Source organism: Luteimonas sp. gir (genome assembly GCF_037198055.1).
Taxonomy (GTDB): Bacteria; Pseudomonadota; Gammaproteobacteria; order Xanthomonadales; family Xanthomonadaceae; genus Luteimonas; species Luteimonas citri_A.
Map to the genome: position 1 here is coordinate 67,961 of NZ_JBBAXQ010000014.1, position 17,965 is coordinate 85,925.

Sequence of the window (17,965 nt, forward strand, 5' to 3'; positions counted from 1 at the left end):
TCGAGCATGGGCGTGCGACGGCTTACTTGCCGGCAACCACCCGGGCCAGTTCCAGGCACTTGTTGGAGTAGCCCCACTCGTTGTCGTACCAGGCCACGAGCTTGACGAACGTTGCGTCGAGCGCGATGCCGGCCTCGGCATCGAAGATCGACGTGCGCGCATCGCCGCGGAAATCGGTCGCCACCACCTTGTCCTCGGTGTAGCCCAGCACGCCCTTGAGCGCGCCTTCGCTCTGCGCCTTGATCTCGGCCTTGATCTCGTCGTAGGTCGCCGGCTTTTCCAGTTCGGCGGTCAGGTCGACCACCGACACGTCCGAGGTCGGCACACGGAAGCTCATGCCGGTGAGCTTCTTGTTGAGCGATGGGATCACCACGCCAACCGCCTTGGCCGCGCCGGTCGAGGACGGGATGATGTTCTCCAGGATGCCGCGTCCGCCGCGCCAGTCCTTGTTGGACGGGCCGTCGACGGTCTTCTGGGTCGCGGTCGCCGCGTGCACCGTGGTCATCAGGCCGCGCTTGATGCCCCACTTGTCGTGGATGACCTTGGCCAGCGGCGCCAGACAGTTGGTCGTGCACGAGGCATTGGAGACGATCGCCTCGCCCGCGTAGCTTTCATGGTTGACGCCGAAGACGAACATCGGCGTGTCGTCCTTGGACGGCGCCGACAGGATGACCTTCTTCGCACCGGCATCGATGTGCTTCTGCGCGGTGTCCTTGGTGAGGAACAGGCCGGTCGACTCGATCACGACCTCGGCGCCCACCGCGTCCCACTTCAGGTTTGCCGGATCGCGCTCCTGGGTCAGACGGATCTTCCGGCCGTTGACGACCAGCGTGTCGCCGTCGACCGACACCTCGCCCTGGAACCGGCCATGCACCGAGTCGTACTGCAGCATGTAGGCCAGGTAGTCGGGCTCGAGCAGATCGTTGATCGCGACGATCTCGATCTCGCCGTCGAAATTCTGCACCGCAGAGCGCAGCACGTTGCGGCCGATGCGGCCGAAGCCGTTGATGCCTACCTTGATCGCCATGAATCCGGACTCCTGCAGCCGCGCGGGTGCGGCACGTGAAAGGGAAGGAACGCCATGCCGGCGATACCGGCATCGGAGACAGCACCGCCGATTCTACCGCGAGGCCGGATCGCGCGTTGCCCTGCGGCCCAAGCGCAGAACGATTGCGATGGCGTTGATCGGGATCAAGGCGCACGCCTGTTAAGCGGCGGACACTGGCGCCAGTTCCCACGAAGAGACCGCCACGATGCGTCCGCTGTCCATTGCCCTGCTTGCCCTCGCCTGCGCTGTTCCCGCCCTCCCCGCCGCCGCCCAGTCGGCTGGCGAGTGGACCGTCGCGATCGGTGCCCACAACGTCAATCCCAAGTCCGATAACGGCGCGCTCGCCAACGGCACCCTGCCGCTGTCGATCGGCAGCAGCACCCGTCCGACGATCGCCGTCGAGTACTTCGTGCGCGACAACCTCGGCGTCGAAGTGCTGGCCGCCACCCCGTTCCGCCACGACATCAACATCGAAGGCCTCGGCCAGGTCGGCAGCACCAAGCACCTGCCGCCGACGGTGAGCCTGCAGTACCACTTCAACGGTGCCGGCACCGTCTCGCCGCTGGTCGGCGTCGGCGTCAACTACACCACCTTCTTCGATGAAGAAACCCGCGGCGCACTGGCCGGTTCGCGCCTGGCGCTAAGCAACTCCTGGGGTCTGGCCGCGCACGTCGGCGTCGACTTCAAGGTCGGCAACGGTGCCATCCGCGTCGATGCACGCTGGATGGACATCGACAGCGACGTCCGCGTGGACGGCGCCAAGCTCGGCACCGCGAACATCGACCCGCTGGTCTACGGCGCGGCGTACGTGCTGAAGTTCTGATCCATCGAGGTCGACCGGCGGCGCATCCGATACAATGGATCGGATGCGCCGTTTCGTTCTGTCGACCTGTCTGCTCGCCCTCGCGGCGACCTCTCCGTCCGCACTCGCCTGGGGCCAACTCGGCCACCGGCTGGTCGCCCAGCTCGCCGAGCGCGACCTCACCCCGCAGGCGCGGGCACAAGTCGATGCGCTGCTTGCAGATGAACCCGACCCGACCCTGGGTGGCATTGCCTCCTGGGCCGATGCCCTGCGTGAGCACGACCAGGATCTGGGCCGCCGCTCGGCGAAATGGCACTACGTCAACATCGGCGAGTCGGGCTGCCGTTATCAGGCCATACGCGACTGCCCGAACGGCGATTGCGTGGTCGAGGCGATCGTCGCCCAGACCGCGATCCTGGCCGATACCACGCGCCCGCGCGCAGAGCGCGTCACCGCGCTGAAATTCGTCGTGCACTTCGTCGGCGATGCACACCAGCCGATGCACGCCGGCTACGCCCACGACAAGGGCGGCAACACCCACCAGATCAACCACCGCGGACGTGGCACCAACCTGCACGCGCTCTGGGACAGCGGCATGCTCAACAGCGCCGGGCGCCGCGATGCCGACTGGCTGACGCACCTGGCGACGCTGCCGCCGCCTGCACCCGCGGCACGCGTGTTGCCACCGCCCGCCCAGGACTGGGCCGAGGCGGCCTGCCGCATCGCGGTCGCGCCCGGTGTGTATCCCGCGCGTGGCCGGCTCGGCCAGGATTACGTGAGCACCCACCTGCCGACCGTCGAGCAGCAACTGCGCGACGCCGGCGCCCGGCTGGGCACGCTGCTCAATGCCGCCCTGGCGCCCGCGGCGCCCTGAATCGCCACACGCACCTTCCCGTCACGACGGGGTCCTACAGTGGTCTGGCCCGCCCGCAGGAGCCGTTGATGCCGCCCGAGGTCGCCCCGTTCTTCCACGCCGCCAGCAGCACGTGGAGCTACATCGTCCGCGATCGTGCATCGCGCGCGGCCGCGATCATCGATCCGGTGCTCGACTTCGACGCCGCCTCGGCGAGAACCGCCACGGTGTCGGCCGGCCACCTGCTCGACCATGTGCGCCGCCACGACCTCGACGTGCAGTGGATCCTGGAAACCCATGCCCATGCCGACCATCTCTCGGCAGGCGACTGGCTGCGCCGGCAACTGCCCGGCGCGTGCCTGGCGATCGGCGAGGGCATCCGTACGGTGCAGAAGACCTTTCGCCCGATCTTCAATCTCGGCGAGCACTTTCCGGTGGAAGGGTCGCAGTTCGACCGGTTGTTCGCGCCCGATACCGTGTTCGCCATCGGCGAGGTGGCAGCGCAGGTCATCCCCGTGCCCGGGCACACCAGCGACAGCAATGCGTATCTGATCGGCGATGCGCTGTTCACCGGCGACTCGCTGTTCATGCCCGACGGCGGCACCGCGCGCTGCGACTTCCCGGGCGGCGATGCGGCGACGCTGTACCGCTCGATCCAGCGGCTGTTCGCCCTCCCAGATGCCACCCGCGTGTTCGTCTGTCACGACTACGGACCGGGCGGTCGCCCGGTGGCCTGCGAGACGACGATCGGCTGCCAGCGGCGCGAGAACATCCACGTCCGCGACGGCATCGACGAGGCGACGTTCGTGGCGATGCGCACCGCGCGCGACGCGACTTTGGCGATGCCGGCGCTGTTGCTGCCGGCGGTGCAGACCAATCTGCGCGCGGGCGCCCTGCCCGAGCCCGAAGCCAACGGCGTGCGCTATCTCAAGCTGCCGATCGACACGCTGTAGCCGGGCGCCGGGCCGCGCTTTACCGGCCATCCCGCCCCCGTTATTCTCGGCCAGACATAACGATTGAACCGGACGATGCCCCTGCCCCGCTCCCTGCTGACGGCCCTGTTGCTGACCTTGCCGCTGTGGGTGGGCGCGCAGGACGCGCGTCCAGATGCAGCGCCTGGACGGGCGTCGCCGCCCGCGGCCATCGCCTCGCCCCAGGTGGTGCCGCTCGACGAGGCGGCGCGTGCGACGCTGGAACGCCATGACGTCGTGTTCGACGACCATGGCACCGCGCGCCATTGCGAAGGCGTATCGTTGGCTGCGCTGCTGCAGGCCAGCGGCGCGATGCCGGTCGCTCCGCTGCGTGGCGGAGACCTGACGCGCTATGTGCTGGTGAGCGCGCGCGACGGCTACCGCGCACTGTTCTCGCTGGCCGAGCTCGACCCCACGCTCGGTGGCCGCACCGTCCTGCTGGCCGACCGCTGTGATGACCGGCCACTGGAGGCGACCCGCGGTCCGCTGCGGCTGGTGATCGCCGGCGACACGCGCGCGGCGCGCAGCGTGCGCCAGGTCGAGCGGATCGTCGTGGTCGCCGCCCCCTGATCCCGAACCGGACGCCTTGCGATGCCTCCCTCCTTTTCCCGCCATCTCCGCGCCTGGCTGCTGCCGGTTCTGCTCCTGCTCACAGCCGGGCCTGCGCTCGGGCAAACGCCGCTGACGGTGTTCGCCGCCGCCAGCCTCAAGGAATCGCTCGATGCGGCGTCTGCGCGGTACACGCGTCAGACCGGCCAGCCGGTGCGGGTGTCGTACGCGGCCAGTTCGGCATTGGCGCGCCAGATCGCGCAGCGCGCGCCGGCCGATGTGTTCGTCTCTGCCGACCTGGACTGGATGGACTGGCTGGCCGAGCGCGGGCTGATCGACACCGGATCGCGGCGCGACCTGCTGGGTAACGAGCTGGTGTTAATCGCGCCGGCCGGTAGCGCCGCGCAGCCGTTTGCGCTGGACGCGCGCAGTGACCTGCGGCCGCTGCTGGGCGCGCGCGGCCGCCTGTCGCTGGCGCTCACCGCCAGCGTGCCGGCCGGCAAGTACTCCAAGGCCGCGTTCGAATCCTTCGGCACCTGGGACGCACTGCGCCCGCGCGTCGCCGAGTCCGACAGCGTGCGCGCGGCGCTCGCCCTGGTCGCCCGCGGCGAAGCGCCGCTGGGCGTGGTCTACGCGAGCGATGCGCGCGCCGAGCCGCGGGTCAAGGTGCTGGCGACGTTCCCGGCCGACAGTCATCCGCAGATCGTCTATCCGGTCGCGCGCGTGGCGGGCAGTGCGCAGCCGCGTCAGGCCGACGCGTTCGTGCACTGGCTGGGCGGCGACGCCGCGGCGGAGATCTTCCGCCGCCACGGCTTCACGATCCGCTGAGCCGCACGATGGCGCCCACCGCCTGGTACGCCTTCTCGCCCGACGAACTGGTCGCGATCGGGCTCAGCCTCAAGGTCGCGACCGCGGCCGCGCTCGGCAGCCTGCCGCTCGGCATCGCGATCGCCTGGCTGCTGGCGCGTCGGCGCTTTCCGGGCAAGGCATTGCTCGACGCCCTGGTGCACCTGCCGCTGGTGTTGCCACCGGTCGTGGTCGGCTACACGCTGCTGGTGGTGCTCGGCGGCAACGGTCCGGTCGGGCTGTGGCTCGAACGCACGTTTGGCATCAGTGTCGCGTTCCGCTGGACCGGCGCTGCGCTGGCCAGCGCGCTGATGGGCTTTCCGCTGATGGTGCGCACGATCCGCTTGTCGATCGAGAACGTCGACCGCCGGCTCGAGCAGGCCGCGGCAACCCTCGGCGCCGGGCCGTGGCGCGTGTTCCTGACGATCACGCTGCCGCTGGCCTGGCCGGGCGTGGTGGCCGGTGCGGTGCTCGCCTTCGCCAAGGCGCTGGGCGAGTTCGGCGCAACGATCACCTTCGTCTCCAACATCCCCGGCGAGACGCAGACCATGTCCTCGGCGATCTACGGCCTGCTGCAGGTGCCCGGTGGCGAAGCCGGCATCTGGCGACTGGCCCTGGTCGCGGTCGCGATCTCGCTCGCAGCGCTGCTGGCCTCCGAATGGCTGGTCCGCCGCCAGCGCGGAGACCGCGACGCATGAGCCTGGCGATCGACATCCAGTTGCGCCTGGGCCACTTCGCGCGCGCAGTGCGCATCGACGCCGACCAGCGTGTGGTCGCACTGACCGGGCCTTCCGGCGCGGGCAAGACCAGCGTGCTCAATGCCATCGCCGGCCTGGTGCGCCCCCACGCCGGGCGCATCGAGATCGACGGCCGCGTGCTGTTCGACAGCGCACGCCGGATCGACCTGCCGGTGCATCGGCGACGCGTGGGCTACGTGTTCCAGGACGCCCGGTTGTTCCCGCATCTGGACGTCCAGCGCAACCTGGGCTACGGACGCCACACGGGCCCGCAGACCGTCGCGCTGGACGACGTGGTCGAGTTGCTCGGCATCGGCCACCTGCTCACGCGCCGGCCTGCACATCTGTCGGGCGGTGAAGCGCAGCGCGTCGCGATCGGACGCGCGCTGCTCTCGCAGCCGGCAGTGCTGCTGTTCGACGAACCGCTGTCGGCACTCGATCAGGCACGCCGGGAGGAGTTGATCCCGTGGCTGCAGCGCGTCCGTGACGAAGTCCGGCTGCCGATGCTCTACGTCAGTCATCATCCCGACGAAGTCAGGCGGCTGGCGGATACGGTGCATGTGCTCGACGCCCCGGTCGCATCGGCGACGCGCAGCGAGGGCCGACCGCTCTCACATCGATGACCTTCGGCACTGCGTGCCGTCGCTCGGGATCGCCATTCTCCCGCTCCCGCATCTCGTGTCGGCATCCATGGTCCAGTCGCGCACGCCGTCGCTGCTTCATCGCCCCATCGTCGTCCTCGTGCTCGCCGTGGCAGCCGGTCTGCTGCTGCGCTCGGCCATCGGGCCCGAGCCCAACGTCTGGCTGATCTGGTTCGCCCCCGTGCCCACGCTGTGGCTCGCGCTGTCGCTGCGGCGACGCGGGTTGGCGCACGCGGCGGTGCTGACCGCCACCCTGGTCGCGGCCACGACCTATGCCAGCTATCTGCGCATGCTGATGCCGACGCCGTTCGCGGCGCTGGCTGTGTGCGGGTTCGCGGCAGGCTGGTGGCTGGCGATCATGCTGGCACGGCGGATCGTGCTGCGCTTCGCCCGCTGGTGGACCGTACTGGCCTATCCGCTGGCCTGGGCCGCCATCGACCTGGCCATGGGCCGGCTGCTCCCCGACGGCCAGTGGGGCGGCGCCGCCTACAGCCAGAGCGAGTGGCTGCCGATGCTGCAGACAGCCGCACTGGGCGGCACGCCGGCCCTGTTGTTCGTCCTCTGTTTGCCCGCGTCCGGGCTGGCGCTGCTGCTCGCCACGTCCTGGCCTGTTCGCCAGCGCGCGTTCGCGCTGGCGGTGGCCGTCGTCGTGCCACTCGCCGCGTTCGGCTACGGCAGCGCCCGACTGCAGGCCGCGCCGGAAGCCAACGGCCACCTGCGCATCGGCCTGGCATCGATCGACGATCTCGTACTGCCGCGCATGCCCGAGGCCGTCGCGACCGAAGTCCGCGAGGGCTACGCCCGCCTGGTGGCTCAGTTGGCCGACGACGGCGCCGAGCTGATCGTGTTGCCGGAGAAGGCCGCGATCCTGACACCGGCGGCTGCAACCGCCTGGCAGCGCGACTTCGCCGCACTCGCCCGCCAGCACGGCGTATGGCTCGAAGTGGGCGTCGGGATCGACGACGGCCGCGCGCCACGCAACCAGGCTTGGCTGTTCGACCCCGAGGGGCGGCTGCGCCAGGACTACGAGAAGCTGCGGCTGGCGCCGCCCGAACGCCGCCAGGGCTACCGCCACGGCAGCGAGATCGCGGTGCAGGAGATCGACGGCCTGCGGACCGGCCTTGCGATCTGCAAGGACATGCACTTCGCCAGCGTCGGCCGCCGCTACGGTCGCGATGCTGTCGGACTGATGCTGGTGCCGGCCTGGGACTTCGACTACGTCGACGCCTGGATGGGCGCGCGCATGACCCTGGTGCGCGGGGTGGAGAATGGCTACGCCGTCGTGCGCCCCGCACGGGAAGGCCTGATGAGCGTCAGCGACGGCTGGGGCCGGCTCGTCGCAGAGGCACGAAGCGCACCGCTGCCCGGCGCCCGGCTGCGGGCCGAATTGCCACGTGCCTCGCCCGGCATGACGCCTTACGCGCGGGTCGGCGACCTGTTCGGACTGCTCTGCCTGCTCGTCACTCTGGCACTGGTGCTGGCGACATGGCGCCGCGGTCACGCCTCCCCGACGGCACGCCGCGCACACTGAGCGCCTCGTCACAAGGCATCGCCGATGCGTCGTCCACGCAAGCACTCGGTCCCGGTCGAACACACCCGGCGCTACCTGGAGCCGGGACCGGTCGTGCTGCTGTCGACCGCCCACCGCGGCGAGCGCGGGATCATGACGCTGGGCTGGTACATGATGCTGGGCTACGACCTGGTCGGCACCTACCTGTGGCAGGCCAATCGCAGCCACGCACTGGCCAAGCGCAGCCGCGAATGCGTCATCAATCTGCCCACCGACGCATTGCTCGACACCGTCGTGGGCATCGGCAACTGCAGCGGCCGCGAGGGCGACAAGTTCGAACGCTTCGGGCTGACCGCGCACGCGGCGACCGACGTCGGGGCGCCGTTGATCGCCGAGTGCCATGCCAACTTCGAGTGCCGGCTGCACGAGACGCGGATCAGCGCCGACTACCCGCTGTTCGTGTGGCGCGTGATCCGCGCCCACGTCGCGCCGCGGCCGGTGTGGCCGCGGACTGTGCACTATCGCGGCGATGGCCGCTTCATGATCGCCGGCCCGACGCGCTCACGGCGCGCGCTGTTCCGGCCGGACATGCTCGACAACTGATACCGCCGTGACACGCCGCGATCGCCGCGGCGTTCGGTGCGGGGCCCGCCCTGGGCGCGGGCGTGCGGGCCCTTAGAAGCTGTAGGTGAAGGTCAGCTGGCCGTTGCGCTTGTCGCCATACGCCCCATAGCCGCTGATCTGCGTGGAGTACAGCTTGTTCAACAGATTGTTGGCGTTGAGCTGCACGCTGAACTGCGGCGCCAGGCGATAGCGCACGAAGGCGTTGACCAGTGCATAGCTGGACTGCTCGAAGCGGCCATAGGCCGGCACCGGATAGTAGATGCCGTTCTGCCAGTTCACGCCGCCACCGAGGGTCAGTTCCGGCGCGCTGCGCGGGGTGTAGCTGGTGAACGCCTTGATCGTGGACTGCGGCAGGCGGGTGTTGATGTCCACGCCGTCGGCGTCCTGGGCCACGTAACGCGAGGCACCGAAGGTCGCATTCCAGCCCGGCGCCAGCTCGCCGTTGAGCTCGAACTCGAAGCCGCGGCTGACCGTGCCGCGTGCAGCGACCGATGCAGTCTCTCCTGCCGATCCACCGGGAATCGGCACATTGGTCGACTGCGCCACGTTGTCCTGCTCGATGCGGAATACCGCGAGCGAGGCGTTGAGGCGATTGTCGAACCAGGCACCCTTGACGCCGACCTCGTAGCTCTTGCCGTCGACCGGGTCGAGATAGCGGTTGTTGATGTCGCGCGCGACCTGCGGCTGGAAGATCTCGGTGTAGCTGGCGTATGTCGACCAGGTGTCGTCGATGTCGAACACCAGGCCGGCGTACGGCGTGACCGCGTCGTGCTTGCGATCGGCGCCCTCGCCTTCGCTCTCCCATTCGGTGTAGCGCGCACCGACGATGAGCTTGAGCGGATCGGCCAACCACAGACGCGTCGCCGCGTAACCGGCCTTCTGGGTGATCGTGCCCTGGCTCTGCAACGGCAGCACCGCGACCCAGTCAGGCTGGGAGATATCGCCGGTCCAGCCAAGATAGCTGTCGAACGGGTCCCACGGCAGGCTGTTGCCGAACGCGTCCTTGCCGCCGACCTGGTAATCGCCGTAGTTGGCGTACTCACGCTGGTTGTAGCTCACGCCGGCCATGAACTGGTGTTCGCGTCCGAACGCCTGGAACGGCCCGTCCACGTAGCCATCGACGCCGTCGACCTTGCGGTGGGTGTTGTAGAAGCCCGCCGATGGCGAGACGCCCGTACCGGTGACAGGGTCGAAGTTCGACGCACCCGTCGCCCAGTCGTTGTAGGCCGGGTAGAACAGCTTGTCGTCGGCGTCGGTCTTGTCGTGGGTCGCGCCGATCTTGAACTTCCAGCCATTGGCGAAAGCGTGCTGCAGCGTCGCGAATGCACGCTTGCTCGTGGTGTCCCAGTAGGTCCAGTCGGGCGAAGGATTGAACGTGACCGGGTAGTTGGTCGAGCTGCCGTCGGAGAACACCATCGGGAAGCCGCCCCAGGTCGCCCCGTTGGCGCGCTTGTGCTGGTAGTCGTAGCCCACGCTGAGCTGCGTGTCGGGCGTGAGGTCGGCATCGATCACCACATAGCCCAACTGCTTGCGCTGGCTGTAGCGCTCCATCTGGGAATCGGTCTCGAGATAGCTGCCGATCGCACGGGCGCGCACGGTGCCGCTGGCGTTGAGCGGCGTGGTCACGTCGACAGTCGTGCGGTTGCGGCCCCACTCGCCGATGTTGAGCGACACGGTGCCGGTCAGTTCGGCGCTGTCGGCATGCTTGCGGACCAGGTTGACCGAGGCCGACGGATTGCCCGCGCCGCTGAGCAGGCCGGTCGCCCCGCGCACGATCTCGACGCGGTCGTACAGCGCCAGGTCGAGCCCCGAGTCGCCGTAGCTCCAGTTCTGCACCATCTGCGTCGGCAGCCCGTCGAACTGGTAGCTGTCGATGTAGAACCCGCGCGCATAGAACTCGGTGCGCTCGCTGTCGGACTGCGTGCTGCTGACGCCGGTCGTGTTGGCCAGCACGTCGATGATGTCGTCGAGATTCTGGTCGGCAATGCGCTCGTGGCTGATGATGCTGACCGACTGCGGAATCTCGCGCGCGGTCAGATCGAAGCGGGTGCCGGCGGACGTCCGGCGGACCGAATAGCCCTCGGCGCGCTCGCCCTTGACCTGCAGGCCATCGAGCGTGGTGACCCGGTCCGCGGCGTCATCGGCGATTGCGCCTGGCGCGAACCCCAGGGAGGACAGCGCGACCAGGGTCGCACAGGCGAGCGGTGCCCGCCGGACAGAGGCAAGACGCAGGGAACGACGGCGCATGGGGGGATCTTCTGGTGGTGGCGGAGAGAGGGGCCGCGCGACACACCCGCATCGCGCCAATACGAGAATGCTAACGATTCTCACTCAATCCCGCCACCCAAAACCGGGGTCAGAGTGCAACTTCCGATGCCCTTCGCTCGAAATTGCACTCTGACCCCGGTTCTGGACGGCGTGTCCACGACGGTGCCTGCACATCGGCTGGCCGATAACGCCGCCCATGTTCATCCGTCTCTGGCTCGCCCTGCTGCTCTTGTCGCTGACCGCCTGCGATGGCTATCCGCGCGATACCGAGGGCAGCACCGAGCGTGCGCGCCAGACCATGCGCGTCGGCGTCAGTCACGACCCGCCATTCGTCGAAGTGCGGGCCGGCCAGGCGCCGAGCGGGACCGAAGTCGAACTTGTCCAGGCCTTCGCGCAGGAACACGGCTACACGATCGAGTGGGTCGAGGGCGGGCACGACCAACTGATGACCGCCCTGCTCGACAATCGTTTGCATCTGGTCGCCGGCGGACATGACGAGGACTCGCCTTGGACGAATGTCGGCTGGTCGCGCGCGTTCGTGCTGCGCGGCCCAGAGGGCGGCTTCGCCCGACGCCGACTCGCATTGCCGCCCGCCGAGAACGCCTGGCAGCTGTCGGTCGACCGCTATCTCCACGCCCGCGAACGGACACTGCGATGAGCGCCGGCGCCAACCGTCCCCACCCGCCGCCCGTCGAACGCGCGCCCGACCCGCTCGGACCGGCGCAGCAGCGCGAGCTCCAGCGCGCCGCCCGCCTGTGCTGGTGGTCCCTCGGTCTGCTTGGCGCGGTGTCAGTGATGATGTACGTCGCGATGGGCGGCTCGAAAGCGATGCAGACCGCGCTGGCCGAGGACCTGCTGAGCCTGTTGCCGCCAGCCGCGTTCCTGATCGCGCTGCGCTTTCGCGCCCGCGGCGTCGATCGCACCTACATCAATGGCCGCGAACGCGCGTTCGACATCACCTTCCTCGCGTCCTCGGTCGCGTTGACCGGCATGGGCGCCCTGCTGGTGCTCGACGGCCTGCATGTGCTGGTCACGCGGGCGCATCCGGTCGTCGGGACCGTGCTCGTCGGCGACACCGTGGTCTGGCAGGGCTGGCTGATGATCGCCGCGCTCGCGGTCTCGGCGATCCCGCCGGTGATCCTGGGCCGCATGAAGCTCAAGGTCGCGCTCGCGCTGTCGTCCAAGCCGCTCTACACCGACGCCGACATGAACAAGGCCGACTGGATGACCGCGCTCGCGGGCATCGCCGGCGTGCTCGGCATCGGCTTCGGCCTGTGGTGGGCGGACGCCGCAGCTGCCATCTTCATCGCCGTTGAAGTGCTGCGCGATGGCGTGCGCAACCTGCGTAACGCTGTGCGCGACATGCACGACGCCCGTCCGCAGCACGCCGACCGCAGCGACGACGATCCGCTGCCCGCGCGGATCGGCGAAGCGGTCTGCGCACTCGACGGCGTGCGCGCCTGCCGCGTGCGCTTCCACGAGGAAGGCCTGCGGCTGTCGGGTGTGGTGTTCGTGGAGACCGAGGATGGCACCCTCGATACGGCGATGGCGCAAGCAGTGCGCGACACCGCCCGCGCCGTCCACTGGCGGATCGACGACGTCACTGCGACTGCCGCGCAGCCGCCGCGCACGCCGTCCGTCTGATGGCCCCACCCCCAAAACCGGGGTCAGAGTGCCATTTCGAGCGCCATCCCTTAGCCCATCACGCTGGATGAAGGAACCAAGCACTCAGTCCCGGTTTTCGGACGCGTAATCGCGAGGCACCCCGCGCTGCGCGTCCACCCGCGCGTCCGGTAGGCTTGCCGGCATGACGTCCCATCTCCACGATCTCGACGCCGCCGTCGCCCGCATCCGCGCCCATGTCGATGGCCCGCTGCACATCGGCGCCCCGCTGGGCATCGGCAAGCCGCACCGCCTGCTCAACGCCCTGTACGCCGCTGCGGTGGCGGACCCGTCGCGCCCGCTGACCCTGTACACCGCCCTGTCACTCGATCCGCCGTCGGGCGGCGCCGACCTGCAGGGGCGCTTCCTCGGTCCCTTCGCGCAGCGTCACTTCGGCGAGGACTTCGTCCGGCTCGACTACGTGCAGGCGCTACGCCGCGACGCGCTGCCGCCGCACATCAGCGTCGAGGAGTTCTACATGCAGTCCGGCGCGATGCTGGGCTCCACCCAGGCCCAGCGCCGGTACGCCAGCCTCAACTACACCCATGTCGCCCGCGCGCTCGTCGACCGCGGCGTCAACGTGCTGGTGCAGAAGGTCGCGGCCAACGAGGACGGCAGCCGGCTGTCGCTGTCGTCGAACACCGATCTGACTTTCGACACCATCGACGCCCTGGTCCAAGCCGGGCACCCGCGGCCGCTGCTGGTGGCCGAGATCGATCCCGAACTGCCGTGGCTCGGCGGCACCGCCGCGGTCGACGCCGGATTCTTCGACCTCGTCGTGACGCCACCGCCCCCTTACCCGCGCCTGTTCGGCCTGCCGCGGCAGCCGGTCTCCGATGCCGACTACGCGATCGGGTTCTACGCCAGCGCGCTGGTCCGCGACGGCGGCACGCTGCAAATCGGCATCGGCGCGCTGGCCGACGCGCTGTGCCACGCGCTGGCGTTGCGCCACATCGACAACGCCGCCTACCGCCGAGTGCTGCACGCACTCGATCCCGACCTGATCACGCATCCGACCGTCGTGGCCTGCGGCGGACTCGATCCGTTCGAGACCGGCCTGTACGGCTGCAGCGAGATGATCAACGAGGGGTTCAAGCGCCTGGTCGAGGTCGGCGTGATCCGCCGCAAGGTGGTCGACAAGGCCGCATTGATGCGGCGGGCCAACGACGGCACCGCCAGCGCCCTGGACCGGGAACTGATCGAGCGCGACGGCGAGTTTCTGCACGGCGCCTTCTACCTCGGCTCGCCTGATTTCTACGCCTGGCTGCGCGGGCTCGACGAGGACACCCGGCGCGGCATCGGCATGAAGCGGGTGGGCGAGGTCAACGAGCTCTACGGGCTCGACGAAGGGCTCGAGCGCCTGCAACGCCGCGATGCGCGCTTCTTCAACAGCTGCATGATGGCGACCGCGCTCGGCGCCGCGGTGTCCGATGCGCTCGACGACGGCCGCGTCGTCTCGGGGGTGGGCGGACAGTACAACTTCGTCGCGATGGCGCACGCCCTGCCCGACGCACGCTCGGCGCTGTTGTTGCGCGCCACGCGCGAGGCCGGTGGCCGACACGAATCGAACATCCGCTGGCAGTACGGGCACACGACGATCCCGCGACACCTGCGCGACCTCTACATCACCGAGTACGGCATCGCCGACGTGCGTGGCGCGACCGACGAGGACTGCGTACGGGCCATGGCGCGCGTGGCCGATGCCGACCACCAGCCCGCTCTGCTCGAACGCGCCCGCGCGGCCGGCAAGCTCGATCCGCGTTTTGTCCAGCCTTCGGCATGGGGCCGCAACACTGCCGCACATCTGCGCGACGCCCTGGCACCGCTGCGCCGCGATGGCACCCTGCCGGCCTACCCGCTGGGCAGCGACTTCGACGCCGTCGAACAGCGCCTGTTGCCCGCCTTGGCTTGGCTCAAATCGGCCTCCGCGACCCGCGCGGGCAAGCTGCGCACCGTGCTCGCGGCGCTACGCGAGGGCCGCACCGGCGACACCGCCGCGCTGCAACGCATGGCACTCGACGCGCCCCGCGGGCTGCAGGAACGCCTGCTCGCGCGTCTGCTGGCCCTGGGGCTGCGCAGGGCGGCGGCGGCCGACAGCGCGGCCTCCTCACCGGGTGGCTGACCGGCTCCGACCAGCCTCCCTACATCGGAAGGAGGCCACGCTGGCGTGCAGCCGTCCGGCACCACGCACGCCGATTGCCCGCCGCTTTCGGCCACGCTCGGCAAAGGCATGATGCCCCGCGCGTACGCCCAAGGATTGCAATGCCGGGCATCGCCACCATCATGATGCTTGCCCCCCTGCCCTGCCGATGCCATGACCACGCGAGCCGACCACCTGCGCGATGCCCTCGCCGCCCTGCAGCCGAGCCACCTGGAAGTGCACGACGAGAGCCATATGCACAGCCGCGGGCTCGAAACGCACTACAAGGCGGTGATCGTCAGCGAGGCATTCACGGGCAAGCGCGCGATCCAGCGCCACCAGCTCGTCTACCGCACGCTGGGCGAGCAGATGCAACGTATCCACGCACTGGCGCTGCACACCTTCACCCCGGACGAATGGGCCGCCGAGGGACATGTGCCCGATTCGCCGACCTGCCGCGGCGGCAGCAAGCACGACCGGGCCGTGGTGTCCTGACCTTCGCCGCGCACGCATCGCCGATCGCCACCAGGCGCTCAGCTGAGCGACATGAATCCGGCCCGACTCCCGTCCACCGAGGCTTGCCAGCCATGACGGGATCCGTCATAGTCGCCGCATGATCAGAAGCTTCATCGACAAGGAAGCCGAAAAGCTCTGGAGCGGTACGAAATCCCGACGTCTGCCGCCCGACATCCAGTCGGTCGCGCGGCGCAAGCTCCGTATGCTCAACAACGCGGCGACACTGGAAGATCTCCGGGTCCCACCAGCGAATCGGCTGGAGCCGTTGCAGGGCGAGCGGAAAGGACAGTACAGCATCCGGATCAACGACCAATGGCGCATATGCTTCCGATGGAAGGACGGCGATGCGCACGAGGTGGAGATCGTCGACTACCACTGACGGACGAGAACATGAGCATCCTTCCCAACATCCATCCCGGCGAAGTGCTCCTGGAGGAATTCCTGCTTCCCATGGACATCAGCCAGAACGCACTCGCCCGCACGATGGGCGTCCCGCCGCGCCGCATCAACGAGATCGTGCTGGGCAAACGCGGTATTACCGCCGATACCGCCATCCGCTTGGCTGCCGCATTTGGCACCAGCGAACGTTTCTGGCTGGGCCTGCAGGCCGATTACGATCTGGAGCAGGCACGGCGCGCGCTTGGCGCCGGACTGCGCAAGATCGAGCGCATCGCCGCATAGACGCCGGTGCACCGGCGCCCGCCCTGGGGCCGACTGGCAGGTTCCCGACGCCCGCAGCAGAAGGCCCACTTGCGCGGGCCTTCGGGTGTCGGGGTGGCTGCGGCGATCAGAGCGCCTTGGCCGCCTCGACGATCTTCTCGACGGTGATGCCGAAGTAGGGATAGAGCTTGTCGGCCGGGGCCGAGGCGCCGAAGCGATCGATGCCGATGACCGCGCCGTCAAGGCCGACGTACGCCCGCCAGAAGCCGGTGACGCCGGCCTCGATCGCGACACGGCGGCGCACCGCATTGGGCAGCACCGATTCACGGTAGGCCGCGTCCTGGCGCTCGAACACATCGGTCGAGGGCATCGACACCACGCGCACGCCATCGCCGAGCTGCGTGGCGGCCTCCATCGCCAGCCCGACCTCCGAGCCCGTCGCGATCAGGATCAGCTCCGGCGTGCCAACGGCATCCTTGAGCACGTAGCCGCCCCGTGCGATGTCGGCGACCTGCGCCGCATCGCGCGCCTGGTGCGGCAGGTTCTGGCGCGAGAACACCAGGCAGCTGGGGCCGTCGCTGCGCAGCACCGCCGACTTCCAGGCCACCGCCGATTCGACCGCGTCGCAGGGACGCCAGACATCGTTATTGGGGATGTAGCGCAGGCTCGCCAGATGCTCGACCGGCTGGTGCGTCGGGCCGTCCTCGCCCAGGCCGATCGAATCGTGGGTGTAGACATGGATCGCGTGCGCCGGGATCAGCGCGCTCATGCGCACCGCGTTGCGGGCGTAGTCGCTGAACACCAGGAAGGTCGCGTCGAACGGCACGAAGCCGCCATGCAGCGCCAGACCGTTGGCGATCGCGCTCATGCCGAACTCGCGCACGCCGTAGTAGACGTAGTTCGCATCGGCATCGTGGCTGGCCGCGGTCTTGCAGCCCTTCCACAGGGTCAGGTTCGAGTGCGCAAGGTCGGCCGAACCGCCGACGAGCTCGGGCAGCAGCGGCGCGAACGCCTCGATCGTCATCTGCGAGGCCTTGCGCGAGGCGATCGTCGGGCCGTCGGCCTGCAGCTTGGCGACGAACGCGTCCGCAGCCTCGGCAAAGTCGGCCGGCAGCTCGCCGCGCGTCCGGCGCAGCAACTCGGCCGCCAGTTCGGGATGCGCGGCCTGGTAGGCCTCGAAGCGGCGGTTCCAGGCCTCTTCGCGGGCCTGACCGGCCGCATTCGCGCGCCAGGCGTCGCGGATCGCCTCGGGGATCTCGAACGGGCCATGGGTCCAGCCGAGCGCGGCGCGCGTGGCGTCGGACTCTTCCTTGCCCAGAGGCGCGCCGTGCGAGGACTCCTTGCCGCCGCGGTTCGGCGAGCCGAAGCCGATCGTCGTGCGGCAGCACACCAGCACCGGCCGGTCGTCCTGCGCGACGGCTTCGCCGATCGCGCGCGAGATCGACTCGGCGTCGTGGCCGTCGACGTCACGGATCACGCGCCAGCCGTAGGCCTCGAAGCGCGCCGGGGTGTCGTCGGTGAACCAGCCGGCGGTGTTGCCATCGATCGAGATACGGTTGTCGTCCCAGAAGGCGACCAGCTTGCCCAGGCCGAGGGTGCCGGCCAGCGATGCGGCCTCGTGCGAGATGCCTTCCATCAGGCAGCCGTCGCCCAGGAACACCCAGGTGCGGTGGTCGACGATGGCGAAGCCGTCGCGGTTGAACTGCTGGGCGAGCAGCCGTTCGGCCAGCGCGAAGCCGACCGCATTGGCGAAGCCCTGCCCCAGCGGCCCGGTGGTCGTCTCCACACCCGGCGTCTCGTAGCGCTCCGGATGCCCGGCGGTGCGGCTGTGTAGCTGACGGAAGTTCTTCAGCTCCTCGATCGGCAGGTCGTAGCCCGACAGGTGCAGCAACGCGTACTGCAGCATCGAGCCGTGGCCGTTGGACAGCACGAAGCGGTCACGGTCGATCCAGTCCGGATTGCCCGGGTTGTGGCTGAGGTGGTCGTTCCACAGCACCTCGGCGATGTCGGCCATGCCCATCGGCATGCCGGGGTGGCCCGACTTGGCGGCATCGACCGCGTCGATGGCAAGGAAGCGGATGGCGTTGGCGAGTTCGCGACGGGTCGGCGTGGTCATGGGCTCGGGAGCGGCGGACGGA

The 17,965-nt window shown here is 69.3% G+C and carries 18 protein-coding genes; 15 read left to right on the forward strand and 3 right to left on the reverse strand.

The annotated features are described in order from the left end of the window. Nucleotides 1-22: 22 nt before the first annotated feature. Complete coding sequence (gene gap, locus WAF18_RS15520; protein ID WP_183426673.1) at nt 23-1,027, reverse strand: type I glyceraldehyde-3-phosphate dehydrogenase; 1,005 nt, start codon at nt 1,025-1,027, stop codon at nt 23-25. A 226-nt stretch (nt 1,028-1,253) separates the two neighbouring features. Between gap and WAF18_RS15525 the strand changes: the two genes are divergently transcribed. From WAF18_RS15525 to WAF18_RS15565, 9 genes are all read left to right on the forward strand, one after another. Next, on the forward strand, nt 1,254-1,871 hold the full coding sequence (locus WAF18_RS15525; protein WP_183426672.1) for an OmpW family outer membrane protein: 618 nt from the start codon (nt 1,254-1,256) through the stop codon (nt 1,869-1,871). A gap of 43 nt (nt 1,872-1,914) precedes the next feature. Continuing rightward, complete coding sequence (locus WAF18_RS15530; protein WP_337245900.1) at nt 1,915-2,724, forward strand: S1/P1 nuclease; 810 nt, start codon at nt 1,915-1,917, stop codon at nt 2,722-2,724. Nucleotides 2,725-2,789: 65 nt separating this feature from the next. Next, complete coding sequence (locus WAF18_RS15535; RefSeq protein ID WP_337245901.1) at nt 2,790-3,656, forward strand: MBL fold metallo-hydrolase; 867 nt, start codon at nt 2,790-2,792, stop codon at nt 3,654-3,656. Between the two features lie 75 nt (nt 3,657-3,731). Then, nucleotides 3,732-4,244 (forward strand): molybdopterin-dependent oxidoreductase, encoded by a 513-nt coding sequence (locus tag WAF18_RS15540; protein WP_337245902.1) that lies wholly within the window; start codon nt 3,732-3,734, stop codon nt 4,242-4,244. 21 nt (nt 4,245-4,265) lie between these two features. After that, the gene (modA, locus tag WAF18_RS15545; RefSeq protein ID WP_337245903.1) at nt 4,266-5,051 is read left to right on the forward strand and encodes a molybdate ABC transporter substrate-binding protein; all 786 of its coding nucleotides are present in this window, start codon (nt 4,266-4,268) and stop codon (nt 5,049-5,051) included. Nucleotides 5,052-5,059: 8 nt separating this feature from the next. Continuing rightward, on the forward strand, nt 5,060-5,767 hold the full coding sequence (gene modB, locus WAF18_RS15550; RefSeq protein WP_337245904.1) for a molybdate ABC transporter permease subunit: 708 nt from the start codon (nt 5,060-5,062) through the stop codon (nt 5,765-5,767). Continuing rightward, nucleotides 5,764-6,429 (forward strand): molybdenum ABC transporter ATP-binding protein, encoded by a 666-nt coding sequence (modC, locus tag WAF18_RS15555; protein ID WP_337245905.1) that lies wholly within the window; start codon nt 5,764-5,766, stop codon nt 6,427-6,429. Before modB ends, modC begins: the two co-directional genes overlap by 4 nt. 55 nt (nt 6,430-6,484) lie before the next feature. Then, the gene (locus WAF18_RS15560; RefSeq protein ID WP_337245906.1) at nt 6,485-7,978 is read left to right on the forward strand and encodes a nitrilase-related carbon-nitrogen hydrolase; all 1,494 of its coding nucleotides are present in this window, start codon (nt 6,485-6,487) and stop codon (nt 7,976-7,978) included. Between the two features lie 24 nt (nt 7,979-8,002). Continuing rightward, nucleotides 8,003-8,560 (forward strand): flavin reductase family protein, encoded by a 558-nt coding sequence (locus WAF18_RS15565; protein WP_337245907.1) that lies wholly within the window; start codon nt 8,003-8,005, stop codon nt 8,558-8,560. Nucleotides 8,561-8,632: 72 nt separating this feature from the next. Here the strand turns inward: WAF18_RS15565 and fhuE are convergent, their stop codons facing one another. Next, nucleotides 8,633-10,828, reverse strand: a complete 2,196-nt coding sequence (gene fhuE, locus WAF18_RS15570; protein WP_337245908.1) for a ferric-rhodotorulic acid/ferric-coprogen receptor FhuE — start codon at nt 10,826-10,828, stop codon at nt 8,633-8,635. A gap of 217 nt (nt 10,829-11,045) precedes the next feature. Between fhuE and WAF18_RS15575 the strand changes: the two genes are divergently transcribed. The 6 genes from WAF18_RS15575 (at nt 11,046) to WAF18_RS15600 (ending at nt 15,848) form a co-directional block, all read left to right on the forward strand. Next, nucleotides 11,046-11,507 carry a transporter substrate-binding domain-containing protein gene (locus WAF18_RS15575; protein WP_337245909.1) on the forward strand — a complete coding sequence of 154 codons (462 nt, stop codon included), beginning with the start codon at nt 11,046-11,048 and terminating at the stop codon, nt 11,505-11,507. Continuing rightward, nucleotides 11,504-12,493: a cation transporter gene (locus WAF18_RS15580; protein WP_337245910.1), complete on the forward strand. Its 990-nt coding sequence runs from the start codon at nt 11,504-11,506 to the stop codon at nt 12,491-12,493. Before WAF18_RS15575 ends, WAF18_RS15580 begins: the two co-directional genes overlap by 4 nt. Nucleotides 12,494-12,656: 163 nt before the next feature. Then, complete coding sequence (locus WAF18_RS15585; protein WP_337245911.1) at nt 12,657-14,633, forward strand: acetyl-CoA hydrolase/transferase C-terminal domain-containing protein; 1,977 nt, start codon at nt 12,657-12,659, stop codon at nt 14,631-14,633. A gap of 192 nt (nt 14,634-14,825) precedes the next feature. Continuing rightward, complete coding sequence (locus WAF18_RS15590; protein ID WP_337245912.1) at nt 14,826-15,146, forward strand: BolA family protein; 321 nt, start codon at nt 14,826-14,828, stop codon at nt 15,144-15,146. Between the two features lie 118 nt (nt 15,147-15,264). Beyond that, nucleotides 15,265-15,546, forward strand: coding sequence for a type II toxin-antitoxin system RelE/ParE family toxin (locus WAF18_RS15595; protein ID WP_337245913.1), 282 nt, complete (start codon nt 15,265-15,267; stop codon nt 15,544-15,546). Between the two features lie 11 nt (nt 15,547-15,557). After that, a complete protein-coding gene (locus WAF18_RS15600) occupies nt 15,558-15,848 on the forward strand; it encodes a HigA family addiction module antitoxin (protein ID WP_337245914.1) in 291 nt (96 codons plus the stop codon). A 106-nt stretch (nt 15,849-15,954) separates the two neighbouring features. Here the strand turns inward: WAF18_RS15600 and tkt are convergent, their stop codons facing one another. Further along, nucleotides 15,955-17,943, reverse strand: a complete 1,989-nt coding sequence (tkt, locus tag WAF18_RS15605; protein ID WP_337245915.1) for a transketolase — start codon at nt 17,941-17,943, stop codon at nt 15,955-15,957. Nucleotides 17,944-17,965 lie beyond the last annotated feature (22 nt).

Coding starts and splice junctions, on each gene's coding strand:
- WAF18_RS15585 (WP_337245911.1), top strand. CDS start 12,657: ATGACGTCCCATCTCCACGATCTCGACGCCGCCGTCGCCCGCATCCGC.
- WAF18_RS15590 (WP_337245912.1), top strand. CDS start 14,826: ATGACCACGCGAGCCGACCACCTGCGCGATGCCCTCGCCGCCCTGCAG.
- modC (WP_337245905.1), top strand. CDS start 5,764: ATGAGCCTGGCGATCGACATCCAGTTGCGCCTGGGCCACTTCGCGCGC.
- WAF18_RS15530 (WP_337245900.1), top strand. CDS start 1,915: ATGCGCCGTTTCGTTCTGTCGACCTGTCTGCTCGCCCTCGCGGCGACC.
- gap (WP_183426673.1), bottom strand. CDS start 1,027: ATGGCGATCAAGGTAGGCATCAACGGCTTCGGCCGCATCGGCCGCAAC.
- WAF18_RS15580 (WP_337245910.1), top strand. CDS start 11,504: ATGAGCGCCGGCGCCAACCGTCCCCACCCGCCGCCCGTCGAACGCGCG.
- WAF18_RS15595 (WP_337245913.1), top strand. CDS start 15,265: ATGATCAGAAGCTTCATCGACAAGGAAGCCGAAAAGCTCTGGAGCGGT.
- WAF18_RS15575 (WP_337245909.1), top strand. CDS start 11,046: ATGTTCATCCGTCTCTGGCTCGCCCTGCTGCTCTTGTCGCTGACCGCC.
- tkt (WP_337245915.1), bottom strand. CDS start 17,943: ATGACCACGCCGACCCGTCGCGAACTCGCCAACGCCATCCGCTTCCTT.
- fhuE (WP_337245908.1), bottom strand. CDS start 10,828: ATGCGCCGTCGTTCCCTGCGTCTTGCCTCTGTCCGGCGGGCACCGCTC.
- WAF18_RS15540 (WP_337245902.1), top strand. CDS start 3,732: ATGCCCCTGCCCCGCTCCCTGCTGACGGCCCTGTTGCTGACCTTGCCG.
- modB (WP_337245904.1), top strand. CDS start 5,060: ATGGCGCCCACCGCCTGGTACGCCTTCTCGCCCGACGAACTGGTCGCG.
- WAF18_RS15525 (WP_183426672.1), top strand. CDS start 1,254: ATGCGTCCGCTGTCCATTGCCCTGCTTGCCCTCGCCTGCGCTGTTCCC.
- modA (WP_337245903.1), top strand. CDS start 4,266: ATGCCTCCCTCCTTTTCCCGCCATCTCCGCGCCTGGCTGCTGCCGGTT.
- WAF18_RS15565 (WP_337245907.1), top strand. CDS start 8,003: ATGCGTCGTCCACGCAAGCACTCGGTCCCGGTCGAACACACCCGGCGC.
- WAF18_RS15600 (WP_337245914.1), top strand. CDS start 15,558: ATGAGCATCCTTCCCAACATCCATCCCGGCGAAGTGCTCCTGGAGGAA.